Genomic DNA, 17053 nt, shown 5'->3' with positions numbered 1-17053 from the left:
AATGTTTTACTTGCGTCGATTTAATATGGGCAGGTGCCGTCGCAGGTTGAGGGACGGGCTATCATTGATGGCCTAGTGATATCTTTTACAGCTGGCACTGAAAGCGACCCTTTTGCAGTCAAAAACGACAAGACATAGCTATTTGACACTATTCTGACGCCAGGCCCTTGTTCATTGGCAGATAACGTTGCCACCCTTAGCCTTCGGGATAACCTCACTGGCTGAAAGGGGATCGGTGATGGGCACGAGCAAGCACGGTGTGCTGGCCAACCTGGGCATGGCCCGCAAACTTGGCCTGGGCTTTGCCTTGGTGCTGCTGCTGACGCTGGCGGTGGCGGCCATCGGCGTCGTGGCGTTGCAAAGCGTTGGCCAGCGCTTCGACAGCTTGCGTCAGCTGGCCCAGTTCAATACCGACTTGCTGCGCTTGCGCGAGCATGAGCAGGCGTTTGCCCTGCGCTCCGACATGCAGCAGGCCGACGCTTTGCGTGGCGGCCTGCAGGGTTTGGTTGAACGCGCCCGAGGCCTGCCGGCGCTGGCGGCGGCGCAAACCGATCTCGCCGCCTATGGCCAGGCATTCGAAGCCTTTGTCGAGGCCGTGCAAGCCAAGGAGCTGGCGCTGGACATGGCCAGCTGGTCGGTGTCCAACGTGTCCAACAACCTTGATGTGCTGCAGGCCGGCCTGGCCGATGACGGCGTGTACACCCTCAAGCAGTCCCAGGGCCAGCAGGGTGGCGAGTTTCTTGAGCAAGCCGCGCAGGTGGCCCAGGTGTCGCGGCTGATGCTGCAGGCCATGGACGAAGCACGGGTACGCCTGGAAAAAAGCCGCAAGGGCGAGGAGGGTGTGAGCCAGGAGCGTATTGCCCAGACGGTGGAGGCCGCTGGCCTGGTCAGCCAGTTGCAAGGCGCGGTTGGCGATGCCGGTTACCAGAGTGTGTTGGGCGAAGTGGCGGGGCACATTGGCAGTTTCTCGGAAAAACTCAACGAATACACCGACCAGCTGGCCCGCGAGCAGGGGCTGAAGGCGCAGTTGCAAGCCAGCGCCGAGCGGGTTACCGGGCGTGTCGACCAAGCCTATCTTGGGCAGGAGCAGGCCCTGCAAGGCGAGCTGCAGCGCAATGCCATCGCCATCGGCCTGGCCACGGCGCTGGCGTTGCTTGTCGGCGTGTTGGCGGCCTGGCTGATTACCCGCGCTGTGGTCGGCCCGTTGAAGCATGTGATCGCTCGCGCCCAGCGCATTGCGGCGGGTGAACTGGGCTTCGACGCCCAGGCGCCGCGCCGGGATGAGGTGGGGCAACTGATGCAGGCCATGCAGCAGATGGCGGCGGGGCTCTCGGGCATTGTCAGCGGCTTGCAGCAGGGTATCGAACAATTGGCCGGCAGCGCCCAGGCGTTGTCGACGGTGACCGAGCAGACCAACCGTGAGGTGGGCAGCCAGAAGGAGGAAACCGAACAGGTGGCGACCGCCATGCAGCAGATGACTGCCACCGTCCACGATGTGGCGCGCAATGCCGAGGAGGCGGCGCAGGCGGCCCAGGCCGCGGACGAGAAGGTCGACACCGGCCAACAGGTGGTGCGCCAGAGCATGCAGCGCATCGAGCAGCTGGCGTCGGCGGCAGAAGCTGCCAGCGCCGGCATCGACAGCCTCAGTGCCGAAATCCACACCATTGGTGACGTGCTGGAAGTGATCAAGAGCGTGGCCGAGCAAACCAACTTGCTGGCGCTGAATGCCGCCATCGAGGCTGCCCGCGCCGGCGAGCAGGGGCGCGGCTTTGCCGTGGTGGCCGATGAAGTGCGCGCGCTGGCGCGGCGTACCCGGCAATCCACCGAACAGATCGAGACCTTGGTGGCCAGCCTGCGCGGCAATGCCCAACAGTCGGTGGCGCAGATCCGCGGCAGTACCGAGCTGGTACGGCTGGCCGTGGCCGATGCACTGCAGACCGAAAGTGCGCTGGGCAGCATTGCCGCAGCGGTGTCATTGATTCAGCAGATGAACCAGCAGATTGCCGCAGCCGCCGAGCAGCAGAGTTCGGTGGCGGAAGAGATCAGCCGCAGTGTCACGCAGATTCGCGGCAGTGCGGACCAGGCGGCATTGGCGATGCAGGACAATGCCCGGTCCAGTGTCGAGCTGGCGCAGCTGGGCACCGATTTGAAGGGCATGGTGGGGCATTTCAGGTTGTAATCTCGTTACCTGTGCCGGCCCATTCGCGGGTTGTGTGATTTCCCGTCGTAGGAGCGGGTTTACCCGCGAAGAGGCCACCCCAGGCAACAACAACCCTCACCCCCTACGCGAGTTAAGAATCACCAAAGCCAACACCCCCGCCACAATCCCCCAGAACGCCGAACCAATCGAGAACAAGGTCAGCCCCGAAGCGGTCACCATAAAGGTGATCACCGCTGCCTCCCGCTCACGCGCCTCGCTCATGGCCACGGTCAAACCGTTCATGATCGAACCAAACAGGGCCAGTGCCGCAATCGACAGCACCAGCTCTTTCGGCAATGCCGCGAACAGTGCCGCCAAGGTGGCCCCGAACACCCCGGCAATCCCGTAGAAAATCCCGCACCACACTGCCGCGGTGTAGCGTTTGCCTGGGTCTTCATGGGCATGCGGCCCGGTGCAGATCGCCGCGCTGATCGCCGCCAGGTTGACCCCGTGCGAGCCGAACGGCGCCAGCAGCAGCGAGGCAAAGCCAGTGGCCGAAATCAGCGGCGAGGCCGGTACCTGGTAGCCGTCGGCACGCAGGACGGCCACGCCGGGCATGTTCTGTGAGGTCATGGCCACCACGAACAGCGGTATGCCGATGCTGATGGTTGCCGCCAGCGAGAAGCTTGGGGTGGTCCACACCGGCTTGGCCACTTCCAGGTGGAAGCCGCTGAAGTCCAGCAGGCCCAACGCGCCGGACAATGCCGTGCCCACCAGCAGCGCGGCCAGCACGCAATAGCGCGGCGACAGGCGCTTGACCAGCAGATAGCTGAAGAACATGCCCAGCACCAGCAGCGTGCGGTGCTGCGCGGCCACGAAGATTTCGCTGCCGATCTTGAACAGGATGCCCGCCAGCAGCGCCGAGGCCAGCGAGGCCGGGATGCGTTTGACCAGGCGCTCGAAGCTGCCGGTCAGGCCGCACACCAGCACCAGCAAGGCGCAGGTGATGTAGGCGCCAATGGCTTCGCCATAGCTGACCCCACCCAGGCTGGTGATCAGCAGCGCCGCGCCGGGGGTGGACCAGGCGACGGTGATCGGTGTGCGGTAGCGTAGCGATAGGCCGATGCTGCATACCGCCATGCCGATCGACAGCGCCCAGATCCAGGATGAGATCTGCGCGGTGGTCAGCCCGGCAGCCTGGCCGGCCTGGAACATCAGCACCAGCGAACTGGTATAGCCGGTGAGCATGGCAATGAAGCCGGCGACCACCGCCGAGGGGGAGGTGTCTGCCAGGGGCCGCAGGCGTGCGGAAGTGGCATCGGTCATGAACAAAATCCTTGTAAAGGTGTAAGCAGTTTTTTCAGACTACAGCGAGCAAGGTTGATCCTTGCCATACAGCGGCCATTGCTTTTAGCCGTACAGTCGCCAAATATTGGGCGCAATTGCGAAACTGCTTTGCAGGGAGGGTCGATGTACAAGGTTTATGGCGACTACCAGTCGGGTAACTGTTACAAGGTCAAGCTCATGTTGAGCCTGCTGGGCCGGCCGTATGAATGGCACCCGGTGGACATTCTCAAGGGTGAGACCGAAACGCCCGAGTTTCTGGCGATGAACCCTAACGGCAAGGTACCGGTGCTGGAACTGGAAGACGGTAGCTACCTGTGGGAGTCCAACGCCATTCTCAACTACCTGGCCGATGGCAGCGAGTTCCTGCCCAGCGAGCCGCGCCTGCGTACCCAGGTGCTGCAGTGGCAGTTTTTCGAGCAGTACAGCCATGAGCCGTACATTGCCGTGGCGCGGTTCATCCAGTTCTACCTGGGGCTGCCGGACGAGCGCCTGGACGAGTACCGCAAGTTGCACAAAGGCGGCTACAAGGCGCTGAAGGTGATGGAGCGCCAGTTGCAGATGACGCCTTACCTGGTGGGTGAGCAGTACTCGATTGCCGATGTGGCGTTGTATGCCTACACCCATGTGGCGCAGCAGGGCGGGTTCGACCTGGCAGAGTACCCGGCGGTAAGGGCCTGGCTGGAGCGGGTCAGCAGCCACCCGCGGCATGTGCCGATGGTGGGTTGAAAACCGACCTGTTTTCCAGGCTTGTGGGAGCGGGCGTGCCCGCGAACACGGGCGCAGCCCGTGCCAACCACCGCGGTGCCTGCTTCGCGGGCTCGCCCGCTCCCACAAGGGATCTGCAGCGTCAGTCAGATGGCAGCAAACCGCTTATTCCGGTGGTTAGGGTCTGGCTTGAGCGGGTCAGCAGCCACCCGCGGCATGTGCCGATGGTGGGTTGAAAACCGACCTGTTTTCCAGGCGCTTGCGCAATCGTTGTGGTGGGAGCGGGCGTGCCCGCGAACACGGGCGCAGCCCGTGCCAACCACCGCGGTGCCTGCTTCGCGGGCTCGCCCGCTCCCACAAGGGATCTGCAGCGTCAGTCAGATGGCAGCAAACCGCTTATTCCGGTGGTTAGGGTCTGGCTTGAGCGGGTCAGCAGCCACCCGCGGCATGTGCCGATGGTGGGTTGAAAACCGACCTGTTTTCCAGGCGCTTGCGCAATCGTTGTGGGAGCGGGCGTGCCCGCGAACACGGGCGTAGCCCGTGCCAACCACCGCGGTGCCTGCTCCCACAAGGGATCTGCAGCGTCAGTCAGATGGCGGCAAACCGCTTATTCCGGCGGTTAGGGTCTGGCTTGAGCGGGTCATCAGCCACCCGCGGCATGTGCCGATGGTGGGTTGAAAACCGACCTTTTTTCCAGGCGCTTGCGCAATCCTTGTGGGAGCGGGCGTGCCCGCGAACACGGGCGCAGCCCGTGCCAACCACCGCGGAGCCTGCTTCGCGGGCTCGCCCGCTCCCACAAGGGATCTGCAGCGTCAGTCAGATGGCGGCAAACCGCTTATTCCGGCGGTTAGGGTCTGGCTTGAGCGGCTCAGCAGCCACCCGCGGCATGTGCCGATGGTGGGTTGAAAGGACCTGTTTTCCAGGCGCTTGCGCAACCCTTGTGGGAGCGGGCGTGCCCGCGAACACGGGCGCAGCCCGTGCCAACCACCGCGGTGCCTGCTTCGCGGGCTCGCCCGCTCCCACAGAGGGATCTGCAGCGTCAGTCAGATGGCGGCAAACCGCTCATCCAGGTAAGCGATGATTGCCTTGGACTCATACATCCAGGTCACCTTGCCGGCTTCTTCAATGCGCAGGCATGGCACTTTCACCCGGCCGCCACCTTCTTGCAGGGCCTGGCGGTGCACCGGGTCGTTCTTGGCGTCGCGCAGCGCCACCGGCACGTTCAACCGGTGCAGGGTGCGGCGGGTTTTGACGCAGAACGGGCAGGCGTGGAACTGGTACAGCGCCAGCCCCTTGGCCGCTTGCTCGATGCGGGCCTGGGCGGCGGCGTCGCGTTTGCGCTTGGCCGGGCGGCTGATCCAGTCACCGAAGACGATGAGCTGGCCGAGGCCAACCCGCAGGGCTTTGACGATCATGGGCAACTCCTGAAATGCAAAAGCCGACCCTGAAGGGTCGGCTCGGGGTCAGCAACCAATCACTTGATCAGGCTGAGGAACTCGCTACGGGTGGCGGCGTTGTCGCGGAACTCACCCAGCATCACCGAGGTGATCATGGTCGAATTCTGCTTCTCGACACCGCGCATCATCATGCACATGTGCTTGGCTTCGACCACCACGGCCACACCCGCGGCACCGGTTACCTGCTGCACGGCTTCGGCGATCTGGCGGCTGAGGTTTTCCTGGATCTGCAGGCGGCGGGCGTACATGTCGACGATACGTGCCACCTTCGACAGGCCCAGTACCTTGCCCTTCGGCAGGTAGGCAACGTGTGCCTTGCCAATGAACGGCAGCATGTGGTGTTCGCACATCGAATACAGCTCGATGTCCCGGACCAGCACCATTTCGCTGTTGTCAGAGCTGAACAAAGCGTTGTTGGTGACTTCTTCCAGTGTTTGCTCATAACCGCGGCAAAGGTACTTCATCGCCTTTGCAGCCCGCTTGGGCGTGTCGAGCAGGCCCTCACGGGAGACGTCCTCGCCAATCTGGCTGAGGATCTCGGTGTAGTTCTGTTCCAGGGACATGGATCTACCTGTGGGAAAAAATCGCAAAAACGAAGGGTACGGCGGTGAGGGCGGCGCTGCAAGCGCGGCGTTACTCGTCGCGGCCTTCGAGCATGGTTCGCTTCAGCATCACATACACCGCGCCGGTGCCGCCGTGGCGGGCACTGCACGAGGCAAAACCGAGCACTTGCGGGTGCTGGCGCAGCCAGGTGTTGACGTGGCTTTTGATCATCGGGCGCTTGCCGTCCAGGCGCGCGGCCTTGCCGTGGGTCACCCGCACGCAGCGCACCTCCAGTTTGGTGGCTTCGGCGATGAAGTCCCACAAGGTTTCGCGGGCCTTTTCCACCGTCATGCCGTGCAGGTCGAGGCTGCCCTCGAACGGAATCTGCCCCAGCTTCAGCTTGCGCAGCTGGCCTTCCTGTACGCCATCGCGGCGCCACATCAGCTCGTCTTCGGCGCCTACGTCGATGACGAACTGGTCGGACATGCCATCGATGACCAAAGCCTTGTCACTGCGCACGGTTGCCGCCTGGCGCAGGCCGGCCAGCTGCTGGCGGTCGGCCTTGGGCTTGCCGACTTCGGCGCGGTCGTGGCGGATCGGCTTTACGCCGCGCACTTCGGCCTTGAACAGGGAAAAATCGTCGTCTTGCATGATGCCTCCACGTAGGCGGCGTAGTTTACGCGACTGTGGGGCCGTGTGCAGCCTGTGCGGGCCTCTTCGCGGGTGAACCCGCTCCTACGGGGATTGCACATGGCTTCAGGCCGATGCGATCGGGGTGGGAGCGGCCTTGTGTCGCGAAAGGGGTGCGCAGCGCCCCCGAGGATTTCAGCTTCACTGCATGAGTTGCCGGGGCAGCCTGTGCGGGCCTCTTCGCGGGTGAACCCGCTGCTACGGGGATGTCACAGAGCCTGAAGGCGGCGGGGTACCTGTAGGAGCGGGTTTACCCGCGAAGAGGCCCGCACAGGTTACGCAAAACCATCAATCGTGCTTCTTCATCAGGTGCGGCGACAGGTTAAGCTCCCGCCCGCGGCGCAAGCGGATACGGCTGCGCCGCCAGAAGCGCACGCCCAGCCATAGCAACAGCAGGCCGGCCACGGCCAGGGTGCCGGACAACGGTTTGTTGGCATTCAATTCCTGCAGGGCAGGGTAGTTGCCCAGCAGCCCGGCGACGCCGGCCATGGCCAGCAATACGCCCAGCGTCGCCAGCAGGGCCGACAGGCCGGCCGCCAGGCGGGCGCCCCAGTTACGCGGCTCGCGCGGGCGCAGGCGCTTGGCGTCGAAACTGCCTTTAAGCTTCATTCCGCTCTCCTCGGTGGATATCCGGAATTCGACCTGCTGCTGCCCATCCGGTTCCGCCCGGCTGCCGGGCGGTCCTGCAAGCCGCTCAGATCAGGCTGGCGGTGGGGGCCACGCAAGCGAAGTTGTCAGCCATCACGGCCATTTCGCACTGGTGAATCTGCGCGGCCGGAATGACGCCGTCCTTGAATGCCAGGTCACGGGTGGCCGACGCGTCTTCTACCAGGGTGCACCGATAACCATAGTCCTTGGCGCGGCGAACGGTGGTGCTGACGCTGGAATGGCTCATGAAACCACAGACGATCAGGTCCAGGTGGCCCAGCTCCTGCAATGTTTCGTGCAGCTTGGTGTTCTTGAACGCGTTGGGCATGCGTTTTTCGATGACGATTTCACCTTCCAGCGGCTCCAGCCCCGGAATGAACTGGCCAGCCGGCCCCTGGGGGTCGAAGCGGCCACCAACAGTGCCCAGGTGGCGAACATGGATGATCGGACGGCCGCTTTTACGGGCGGCGTCGAGCAACCTGGCGATGTTGGCCACGGCCTCGTCCATGCCTGACAGCTTCAGGGGACCACTGAGGTACTCCTTTTGTGCATCGATGATGATCAGGCTGGCGTGGCTCAGCTTGGCCGGCGGATAGTCGCGGCCAGTGAGGCGAAACATCGTGGTTGGAACGGACATCAAGGGCTCCTTGGATAGGGCTTTTGTATACCTATTCTCCCCTGCCTTGGCGCCAATGGGAATGGTTGACAACGCAAGCGGCGTGGTTACTGGCCTGTGGCTAGCCTTTGGGCAAGGCAAAGGAACAAATGTGCGGGTGGGGCTGTTAGACTTTTGTCCGGTCTGAAAATAGGAGTACCCCGTGATCACATCCCGTCTGCGCACGCTGCGCGACTACATCCGCTGGGCGGTCAGCCGCTTCCACGAGCATGACCTGTTCTTCGGTCACGGTGCCGACAACGCCTGGGACGAAGCCCGCCTGCTGGTGCTGGGTGCGGTGCACCTGCCATGGGAGGTGGCCGACAGCTACCTGGACTGCATGCTCGAGGACGACGAGCGAGTACGCCTTCAGCACCTGCTCAAGCGCCGTATCGAAGAGCGTGTACCGGCCGCCTACCTGCTGGGCGAGGCCTGGTTCTGCGGCATGTCGTTCATCGTCGACGAACGGGTGCTGGTGCCGCGTTCGCCCATTGGCCAGCTGATCGAAAAACGTTTTGAGCCGTGGCTGGCCAGCGAGCCGGCGCGCATTCTGGACCTGTGCACGGGGTCGGGTTGCATCGGCATCGTCGCCGCTGACGTGTTCCCCGAGGCCGAGGTGGTGTTGGCCGACCTGTCGTTCCAGGCCCTTGAAGTGGCCAACCAGAACATCGAGCGCCATGGCCTGGACGGGCGCGTGTACACCGTGCAGGGCGATGGCTTTGGTGGTTTGCCGGGGCAGCGTTTCGACCTGATCCTGTCCAACCCGCCGTATGTCGATGCCGAAGACTTCGACGACATGCCGGCCGAGTACCACCATGAGCCCGAGCTGGGCCTGGCCTGCGGCAGCGACGGCCTGGACCTGGTACGGCGGATGCTGGCCGAAGCGGCTGACCACCTGACCGAGAAGGGTTTGCTGATTGTCGAAGTGGGCAACAGCCAGGTGCATGTCGAGGCGTTGTACCCAGAGGTGGACTTTGCCTGGCTGGAATTCGAGCGTGGCGGGCACGGGGTGTTCATGCTCACCGCCGAGCAGTGCCGCCAGCATCAGGAATTGTTCAAGGCCCGCGTTTAGGCTATTTGGGGCTGCTTTGCAGCCCATCGCGACACAAGGCTCCACAAGGTGCGCGATCAATCTGGACTGCCCCCCAAAAGTTGGACAGTTTTAAGCTGCAGCCTGAGCCCTGTACTCCACAGGGCTCAGGCCATTGAGCCTCAGCTTGATGCGATCATGGTTGTAGTAGTGAATGTACTCATCCAGACCCGCTCTCAGCTCATCAATGCTCTCGAAACGCTTCAGGTAGAAAAACTCAGATTTGAGCGTGCCGAAGAAGCTTTCCATGGCCGCGTTGTCCAGGCAATTGCCTTTTCGAGACATGCTCTGCTTTATCCCGCATTCGCTTAGCTTACGGCGGTATTGCGCCTGCTGGTAATGCCATCCCTGATCCGAATGCAACACGAGCTTCGGTTTCTCTCCCAGGCAATCGAGCGCTTTGCCAAGCATGTTCCCAACCAGGCTATAGCACGGGCGACTGGCCATTTCGTAGGCCACGATTTCGCCGTTGTACAAATCCATCACGGGCGACAGATAGAGCTTCTGTTGAGCTACTTTGAACTCGGTTACGTCAGTCACCCACTTCTGGTTTGGGCGTTGAGCGACAAAATTTCGCTCCAGTACATTCGCTGCCACTTTGCCGACGGTACCTCGATAGGAGCGATATTTCTTGGGGCGCACTACTGATTTCAATCCCTGCTCAGCCATCAGCCGTTCAATGACCTTCTTGTTCACCCGCTTTTCCTTCCTGATTACGAGTGCGATACGGCGATAACCATAAAGCCGTTTCTGCTCGTGATAGACGCGATGCACCAATGCCTTGAGCTCAGCATGCCGGTCTGGCTTCTGCTGAGCTTTGAGCTGGTAGTAGAAGGTGCTGCGCGCCAGCTCGACCAACTGAAGGAGGTCAGGCAAAGGAAACCTGCGCTTGAGTTTGGAAACGATCAGGGCTTTTTCCCGCGTGTTCGTTCCTTTTCCTCGCGCAGAGCCTTGAGCTCCTTTAGGACAGCATTCTCCATGCGCAGGTACTCAAGTTCAGCCATCAGCTGATCTCGAGACTTCTGATCATCATTGGTATCGGTGGGTTTGGCAGGCTTGATCTTCTTCGACACGTCGATTGGCTTTCTTGGCTTGATGGCAGTAGAGGGTGCAGGACTGCCACTGTAGTACTGCCGCTGCCAAATGCCTATCTGAGAGGACTGCCCAAGACCAAAGTGGGCAGCGGTCTGGCGCAGCGAAAGCCGATGCTCGTGCATATAGCTAAGCACCTGCTGTTTGAAATCACTGGTATAGCGCCGCCCATGCGAGCCTGGACCAATGCCATTATTGGCCTGATAACTGGCCACCCAGCGTCGAAGCAGGCTGAAATCGATACCTAAGTGTTGAGCCACCTTTCGGAAACCGTTGCTGCCATCCAGGTAGGCTGTGATCGCTGTGAGCTTGAATTGCTCGGTGTACTTACCCATAGATCCCCCAAGGGTTGGATTGGTGTCCAACTTCTTGGGGGCAGTCCAATCTGTGGGAGCGGCCTTGTGTCGCGATGGGCCGCGAAGCGGCCCCAATCTCCACCGGCTGATGCGGTCTTAGCGGGTAGCAATCCAGATCAACAGCCCTGCCTGGAACACGGCAAACGCTACCAGGCAGGTAATGGTGAAACGCAATCCGCCGTCTTCGCGCTGGTATTTGGCCACGCGCTCATCCCGCTCGCGCAGTTGCCCTTCCTTTTCCTGCAGTTGCTGGTCCGCCTGCTGCAGCAGGTTGGCGGCATCCAGAATCTCCACCCGCTGCAGGCGCTCGTTGCTCCAGGCGGCCTTGAGCTGGCCCACGGTCATATCCGCGGTACGGCCCTTCAGGTGCTGGCTGTCCTCGTACTGCACCTCGATACCCACCCCGCGCAAGCAGTGGTCACGGCGCAGGCGTGAGTCCTCGTTCAGGGCATCCTTGCTCGGCAGCGCCATGCCTTCAACCCGGTAGTGCGACCACCTGCGCTGCAACCACTGCGCGGCCTGGGCCAGCATGAAACGGCCGATGCCACGGTTCACCGGTTCCAGTTGCAGGCCATGTTCATTGCCAATGCGCACCAGGCGCTCGGCATGGTCGACGCGGATGTCCAGGCGGTTCTGCTCTTTGTGCACTTTCTGTCCAGGCAACTGGATTTCCATGCGCAGCAGGCTGTGTGCCTTGTCATGGCGCTCGGCATAGCCGAACTGCACAAAACGCAGCGGCCGCGCGCCGGTGCTGCGGTCGGTAGGCAGTGCTGCCAGGCGCAGCAGCTGGAAATGTTCGGCGGTCAGCTCGGCCCAGGGCAGGGCGGGGATTTCCTGGGGTTCTTCGGCCGGCTCGACGGCGGTGGGGGAGGTGGTCATCAGGGCTTGTCCTCAGCTATGCCTGCTGTATCGGCAGGCATGGCTGAGACCTGAGCCTGTTTGACTTACGCCGAAGGCAAATGCTGGATGAACGTCACAATTCGCTCGCCCAGCTCACGCGCCAGCGGCAGCTCGGGGTTGAGGTAGCTGTCGCGCTGCTGGCTCATGCCCTTGGGGCTGATGCGCAGCATGTGGTTCATGCCATCAATCAGGACCAGTTGTGCATCTGGCTTGGCCGCTTTCAGCCGTTGGGCGTCGGCCACGTCCACCTGTACGTCGTTGCGCCCCTGCACGATCAGCGCGGGCATGGGCAGGCGGGCAAAGGCGGCTGCCGGGTTTTGCTGGAACAGCGAAATCAGGTACGGCTGCACGCTGGGGCGAAACACCTGGCGCAACGGCGCAGGCACGTCCAGGCTGGTCTGCCCGGCCTGCAGGCGGTCGAGCAGGGCACTGCCACTGGCCAGTTGCGCGGGCGGCAGGCGCTGGGCCAGTTGTTCGTGCAGCACCTCGGCCAGCGGCCGGCCGCTGCCGGCCAGGGTGATGACTGCGCTGGCGCCAGCCTGCTCGGCGGCCAGGCTGGCAATCAGTGCGCCTTCGCTGTGGCCAATCAGGATCAGCGGGCCGAAGCGCGGGTCGGCTTTGAGCTTGTGGCTCCAGGCGACCACATCGGCCACGTAGCGCTCCACGCTGAGGTCACGCTCGTCAGGCGTGGCCGGCTGGCTGGCGGCCACCCCGCGTTTGTCGTAACGCACGCTGGCAATGTGTTCGTTGGCCAGCAGCAGGGCCAGGCGCTTCAGGTTGTCGACCCGGCCCGACGCCGGGTTGTTGCCGTCGCGGTCGGTGGGGCCGGAGCCGGCGATGATCAGCACCACTGGCGGCGGGGTGTCCTGTTGCGGCAGCAGCAGGCTGCCGTGCAGCACGCCCTGGCCGGTGTCCAGGTCGATCGGGCGTTGCAGTACAGTGGGGGCGGCGGCCTGGGCCAGGCCGGTGCACAGCAGGAAGAGCAAGGCGACGAGGCGCGACATCATGCGGTACTACATGGGGAGATGTGGGTTTGACCCACTGTTGGCGGGAAGGTTCTATGCAGGGCAGGTCTAGCCCTTTCGCGGGTGAACCCGCTCCTACGGGGGCTGCACACCATTGGAATCTGGTGGTGACCGTGTAGGAGCGGGTTTACCCGCGAAGAGGCCAGCACAGGCCACCCAACCATCTGTATACTGCTGCTTTCGTCCATTTCAGGCAGAACTCGCGGAGCGTCCATGTCCGGCAATACCTACGGCAAGCTGTTCACTGTCACCACCGCTGGCGAGAGCCATGGCCCGGCGTTGGTCGCCATTGTCGATGGATGCCCACCGGGCCTGGAAATTTCCCTCGCCGACCTGCAGCACGACCTTGACCGGCGCAAGCCCGGCACCAGCCGGCACACCACCCAGCGCCAGGAAGCCGACGAGGTGGAAATCCTTTCCGGCGTGTTCGAAGGCCGCACCACCGGCTGCTCGATCGGCCTGCTGATCCGCAACACCGATCAGAAGTCCAAGGACTACTCGGCCATCAAGGACCTGTTCCGCCCGGCCCACGCCGACTACACCTACCACCACAAGTACGGTATCCGCGACTACCGCGGTGGCGGCCGCAGCTCGGCCCGTGAAACCGCCATGCGCGTGGCCGCCGGCGCTATCGCCAAGAAGTTCCTGGCCACCCAGGGCATCACCGTGCGTGGCTACATGAGCCAGCTGGGCCCGATCGAAATCCCGTTCAAGACCTGGGAGTCGGTGGAGCAGAACGCCTTCTTCAGCCCCGATCCGGACAAAGTACCTGAGCTGGAGGCCTACATGGACCAGCTGCGCCGAGACCAGGATTCGGTGGGCGCCAAGATCACCGTGGTCGCAGAAGGCGTGATGCCCGGGCTGGGCGAGCCGATCTTCGACCGCCTGGATGCAGAGCTGGCCCATGCGCTGATGAGCATCAACGCGGTCAAGGGCGTGGAAATCGGCGCCGGTTTCGCCAGTGTGGCCCAGCGCGGCACCGAGCACCGGGACGAACTGACCCCGGAAGGCTTCCTCAGCAACAACGCGGGCGGCATTCTGGGCGGTATTTCCTCGGGCCAGCCGATCGTTGCCCACCTGGCACTGAAGCCCACTTCCAGCATCACCACCCCGGGCCGCTCGATCGATGTCGATGGCAACCCGGTGGACGTCATCACCAAGGGCCGCCACGACCCGTGCGTGGGCATCCGTGCCACGCCGATTGCCGAGGCGATGATGGCCATCGCGTTGATGGACCACCTGCTGCGCCACCGTGCGCAGAATGCCGATGTGCAAGTGAATACCCCGGTGCTGGGCCAGCGCTGATCCAACTGCGCCGGCCTCTTCGCGGGTAAACCCGCTCCTACATTGGGATATCACTGCCCTCAGGTGCAGTGACAGGGTGAAATCCGCGTAGGAGCGGGTTCACCCGCGAAGAGGCCGGCCCAGGTCCCCACAAGGCCACCCCATGCAACCCATTCCCTACTGGCGCCTGTCCAGCTTCTACCTGTTCTATTTCGCCCTGCTGGGCTCCACCGCACCTTTCCTGGCGCTGTACTTCGACCACCTGGGTTTTTCCCCGGCGCGCATCGGCGAGCTGGTGGCCATCCCCATGCTGATGCGCTGCGTGGCCCCCAACCTGTGGGGCTGGCTGGGCGATCGCACGGGCCAGCGGCTGTTGATCGTCCGCCTTGGCGCGCTGTGCACCCTGGCCACCTTCGCCCTGATCTTCTTCGGCAAAAGCTACGCCTGGCTGGCGCTGGTGATGGCCCTGCACGCGTTCTTCTGGCATGCGGTGCTGCCGCAGTTCGAGGTCATCACCCTGGCCCACCTGCACGGGCAGACGTCGCGCTACAGCCAGGTACGTCTGTGGGGTTCGATCGGTTTCATCCTCACCGTGGTTGGCCTGGGCCGCTTGTTCGAATGGTTGAGCCTGGACATCTACCCGGTGGCGCTGGTCACGATCATGGCCGGCATCGTCGCCGCCAGCCTGTGGGTGCCCAATGCCCAGCCGGTGGAGCAGGGCGGGCGCAGCGGCACCGGGGGCTTTCTGCAGCAGTTGCGTGCCCCGGGGGTGATCGCGTTCTACGCGTGCGTGGCCTTGATGCAGCTCAGCCACGGGCCTTACTACACCTTCCTTACCCTGCACCTGGAGCACTTGGGCTACACGCGCGGTGCCATCGGCCTTCTATGGGCGCTTGGGGTGGTGGCCGAGGTGCTGATGTTCATGGTCATGAGCCGCCTGTTCGCCCGTTTCAGCGTGCAGCGCGTGTTGTTGGTCAGCTTCCTGCTGGCGGCATTGCGCTGGCTGCTGCTGGGTAACCTGGCGCAGGAGCCGGCAGTACTGATCTTCGCCCAGCTGCTGCACGCGGCCACCTTCGGCTGCTTCCATGCCGCCAGCATCGCCTTCGTCCAGGCCAGCTTCGGTGCCCGCCAGCAGGGCCAGGGCCAGGCGCTTTACGCAGCGCTGTCGGGGACCGGCGGTGCGCTGGGGGCGCTGTACTCAGGCTACAGCTGGAAGCTGCTGGGCCCCACCTTCACCTTTGGTATGGCCAGTGCCGCAGCCTTGGCCGCAGCCGTTATCATTGCCCTTTGTTCGCAACCGACCAGGACCCGCCCCTGATGAGCATTCTCAGCGTTTTCCACCCCGCCAGCCCGGCACTGCCGAACAAGGTGCTGACTCACCACGACGACATCGCCGCTACGTTGGCCGAGCAGGGCGTGCGCTTTGTGCATGCCGAACCTGGCCTGCGGGTGCGCCCGGGCACGGCCCAGGACGAGGTGCTGGAGGTTTGCCGCGTGTATCTGGATGAGTTGATGACGGCGCATGGTAGCAAGGCCTTCGCGCTGCTCAACCGTGACGGTGAAGACCCGGCACAGGTCGATGTGCGTGAGGAACATGTGCATGATGCCGACGAGCTGTTTGCCGTGATCAGCGGGCGGGCGCAGGTTGGCCTGCGGCTGGGGGACTGGGTGTATTCGGTGCTGTGCGAGAAGGGTGACCAGCTGCTGGTGCCGGCCGGGACGCGGCGTTGGGTTGAGTTGGGTGATACACCGTTTTGCCTGGCGTTGCGCTTGTATGGCAGCGAGCAGGGTGTGGAGGCCCGGTTTACCGGGGATGTGACGGCGCGGGCATTTCTTGGGATCGACGAGCTGTAATCGCATTGCCGGCCTCTTCGCGGGTGAACCCGCTCCTACATTGGTTGCGCCGCCCTTAGGCATCGCGCAGTCAATGTTGCGCCGCCCTTAGACATCGCGCAGTCAATGTAGGAGCGGGTTTACCCGCGAAGAGGCCAGTTCAGGCAATACACCCCTCAGCGGTAAGTCGGCAGGGCAAACCGCTGCTGGCTCTGCAGCATCGAGATGACCGGCAATTCACTGGCCTCTTCAGCCAGGTCACGACGGATAGCACTGATCGCCCAGGACAACTGTTCGGCACTGTGCAGTTGCCCATAGGTCAGCACCCGGCGGGTAACCTTGCCATCCGCTGCGCGCAGGGTAAGCAGTACACCGCCATCGGGCCGGGCTTTGGTATTCACCTGATAGGCCGAAAATACCGATGCGAACTTTTGCTGGATGAGGTCCATATCAACTCCTGGCTGTTGTGTGGCAGACATGAGTTGATGGTTGCAGTGACCGTGCCAGAATCCTGTTTGGCGAAAAAACCAGTAAATACAGTGGGTTACGTGGGGTTTGCAGATGCGGCATCGTGCAGGCTGCACGGTCGTGCATTTTGCACAGTGCATTTTGCACGGGTCAGGGTTTGCCTATCGGTTTCATAGAATCTGAACCTTTGACCGCAATGGCATGCCTGACGAACACTTGGGCCATCAATTATGCCAGGAGGTTCCCTATGTCCAGCCAAGCCGCACCCGCCACCATGAACGATGACGAAACCGCTGCGTTCGCCGAGCAGGTGTTCGAACGTGCCCGCCAGGGCGACGCCGACATGCTCGGGCGCCTGCTTGCCAGCGGCCTGCCGGCCAACCTGCGTAACCACAAGGGCGATACCCTGCTGATGCTGGCCAGCTACCACGGTCACCACGAGGCGGTGCGCGTGCTGCTGGCGCAAGGTGCCGATCCGCTGATTGCCAACGACAACGGCCAGCTGCCGATTGCCGGTGCCGCATTCAAAGGGGACCTGGCGATGATTCGCCTGCTGGTGGAGCATGGCGTGCCGGTGGATGCCGCCGCACAGGACGGTCGCACCGCGCTGATGTTGGCGGCCATGTTCAACCGCAGCGAAATTCTCGACTACCTGCTGGCACAAGGGGCCAACCCGGCGCACCAGGATGCCCGCGGCATCACTGCCCTGATGGCAGCGCAAACCATGGGCGCAGCAGACACTGCCGCGCGCTTGCAAGCGCTGGCCGGCTAACCGCCAGGGGGCATTTGCGGCTATCCTTGGCGACTTTTCACCCGTCGC

17 protein-coding genes and 1 pseudogene are annotated in these 17053 nt (G+C 63.1%); 8 read left to right on the top strand and 10 right to left on the bottom strand.

The features are described from left to right. Positions 1-238 precede the first annotated feature (238 nt). Both PRJ_RS30750 and PRJ_RS30745 read left to right on the top strand, forming a co-directional pair. Positions 239-1270 (top strand): annotated as a pseudogene (locus tag PRJ_RS30750) (methyl-accepting chemotaxis protein); the annotation flags it as partial. Between the two features lie 27 nt (positions 1271-1297). Beyond that, complete coding sequence (locus tag PRJ_RS30745) at positions 1298-2179, top strand: methyl-accepting chemotaxis protein (protein WP_371264248.1); 882 nt, start codon at positions 1298-1300, stop codon at positions 2177-2179. A 96-nt stretch (positions 2180-2275) separates the two neighbouring features. On the opposite strand, the gene PRJ_RS20365 is transcribed toward PRJ_RS30745, so the two are convergent. Continuing rightward, entirely contained in the window at positions 2276-3466 is a 1191-nt protein-coding gene (locus tag PRJ_RS20365) for a benzoate/H(+) symporter BenE family transporter (RefSeq protein WP_104962317.1), read from the bottom strand. A gap of 144 nt (positions 3467-3610) precedes the next feature. On the opposite strand from PRJ_RS20365, the gene PRJ_RS20360 reads away from it, so the two are divergent. After that, entirely contained in the window at positions 3611-4213 is a 603-nt protein-coding gene (locus PRJ_RS20360) for a glutathione S-transferase family protein (protein WP_104887197.1), read from the top strand. Between the two features lie 1022 nt (positions 4214-5235). Here the strand turns inward: PRJ_RS20360 and PRJ_RS20340 are convergent. From PRJ_RS20340 to PRJ_RS20320, 5 genes are all read right to left on the bottom strand, one after another. Continuing rightward, positions 5236-5607, bottom strand: coding sequence for a glutaredoxin (locus PRJ_RS20340; protein ID WP_010952857.1), 372 nt, complete (start codon positions 5605-5607; stop codon positions 5236-5238). A gap of 59 nt (positions 5608-5666) precedes the next feature. After that, entirely contained in the window at positions 5667-6212 is a 546-nt protein-coding gene (folE, locus tag PRJ_RS20335) for a GTP cyclohydrolase I FolE (RefSeq protein WP_003252789.1), read from the bottom strand. Between the two features lie 70 nt (positions 6213-6282). Continuing rightward, entirely contained in the window at positions 6283-6843 is a 561-nt protein-coding gene (locus tag PRJ_RS20330) for a Smr/MutS family protein (RefSeq protein WP_104962313.1), read from the bottom strand. A gap of 327 nt (positions 6844-7170) precedes the next feature. Beyond that, positions 7171-7491 carry a hypothetical protein gene (locus PRJ_RS20325; protein ID WP_104962312.1) on the bottom strand — a complete coding sequence of 107 codons (321 nt, stop codon included), beginning with the start codon at positions 7489-7491 and terminating at the stop codon, positions 7171-7173. Between the two features lie 85 nt (positions 7492-7576). Further along, the gene (locus tag PRJ_RS20320) at positions 7577-8167 is read right to left on the bottom strand and encodes a cysteine hydrolase family protein (RefSeq protein ID WP_003252796.1); all 591 of its coding nucleotides are present in this window, start codon (positions 8165-8167) and stop codon (positions 7577-7579) included. Positions 8168-8348: 181 nt separating this feature from the next. Here PRJ_RS20320 and prmB point away from each other — a divergent pair, with 181 nt between their 5' ends. Beyond that, on the top strand, positions 8349-9257 hold the full coding sequence (gene prmB, locus PRJ_RS20315; RefSeq protein WP_003252797.1) for a 50S ribosomal protein L3 N(5)-glutamine methyltransferase: 909 nt from the start codon (positions 8349-8351) through the stop codon (positions 9255-9257). Between the two features lie 90 nt (positions 9258-9347). Here the strand turns inward: prmB and PRJ_RS20310 are convergent. The 3 genes from PRJ_RS20310 to PRJ_RS20300 form a co-directional block, all read right to left on the bottom strand. After that, positions 9348-10702, bottom strand: a protein-coding gene (locus tag PRJ_RS20310; RefSeq protein ID WP_104960958.1) for an IS3 family transposase whose coding sequence is annotated in 2 segments (ribosomal slippage) — positions 9348-10226 and positions 10229-10702 — 1353 coding nt in all. Because the reading frame shifts where the segments join, the coding sequence is not laid out codon by codon here. A gap of 117 nt (positions 10703-10819) precedes the next feature. Then, positions 10820-11602, bottom strand: coding sequence for a hypothetical protein (locus tag PRJ_RS20305; protein ID WP_003252799.1), 783 nt, complete (start codon positions 11600-11602; stop codon positions 10820-10822). Between the two features lie 65 nt (positions 11603-11667). Then, positions 11668-12630: an alpha/beta hydrolase gene (locus PRJ_RS20300; protein WP_104962311.1), complete on the bottom strand. Its 963-nt coding sequence runs from the start codon at positions 12628-12630 to the stop codon at positions 11668-11670. 231 nt (positions 12631-12861) lie between these two features. On the opposite strand from PRJ_RS20300, the gene aroC reads away from it, so the two are divergent. The 3 genes from aroC (at position 12862) to PRJ_RS20285 (ending at position 15786) form a co-directional block, all read left to right on the top strand. Then, positions 12862-13953 carry a chorismate synthase gene (aroC, locus tag PRJ_RS20295; RefSeq protein ID WP_003252803.1) on the top strand — a complete coding sequence of 364 codons (1092 nt, stop codon included), beginning with the start codon at positions 12862-12864 and terminating at the stop codon, positions 13951-13953. A gap of 142 nt (positions 13954-14095) precedes the next feature. Continuing rightward, positions 14096-15250, top strand: a complete 1155-nt coding sequence (locus tag PRJ_RS20290) for an MFS transporter (RefSeq protein ID WP_004577081.1) — start codon at positions 14096-14098, stop codon at positions 15248-15250. Then, positions 15250-15786, top strand: a complete 537-nt coding sequence (locus tag PRJ_RS20285; RefSeq protein WP_104962310.1) for an oxidase — start codon at positions 15250-15252, stop codon at positions 15784-15786. The genes PRJ_RS20290 and PRJ_RS20285 overlap by 1 nt, the downstream gene beginning before the upstream one ends. 155 nt (positions 15787-15941) lie before the next feature. Here PRJ_RS20285 and PRJ_RS20280 read toward each other — a convergent pair whose 3' ends face one another. After that, positions 15942-16214, bottom strand: a complete 273-nt coding sequence (locus PRJ_RS20280) for a DUF3509 domain-containing protein (protein WP_003252809.1) — start codon at positions 16212-16214, stop codon at positions 15942-15944. Positions 16215-16480: 266 nt separating this feature from the next. On the opposite strand from PRJ_RS20280, the gene PRJ_RS20270 reads away from it, so the two are divergent. Continuing rightward, the gene (locus PRJ_RS20270) at positions 16481-17005 is read left to right on the top strand and encodes an ankyrin repeat domain-containing protein (RefSeq protein ID WP_104962309.1); all 525 of its coding nucleotides are present in this window, start codon (positions 16481-16483) and stop codon (positions 17003-17005) included. Positions 17006-17053 lie beyond the last annotated feature (48 nt).

It is taken from the genome of Pseudomonas sp. XWY-1 (assembly GCF_002953115.1).
Taxonomy (GTDB): Bacteria; Pseudomonadota; Gammaproteobacteria; order Pseudomonadales; family Pseudomonadaceae; genus Aquipseudomonas; species Aquipseudomonas alloputida.
Note: the sequence above shows the minus strand (reverse complement) of the source record. Positions and strands in the feature narration are given on the sequence as shown.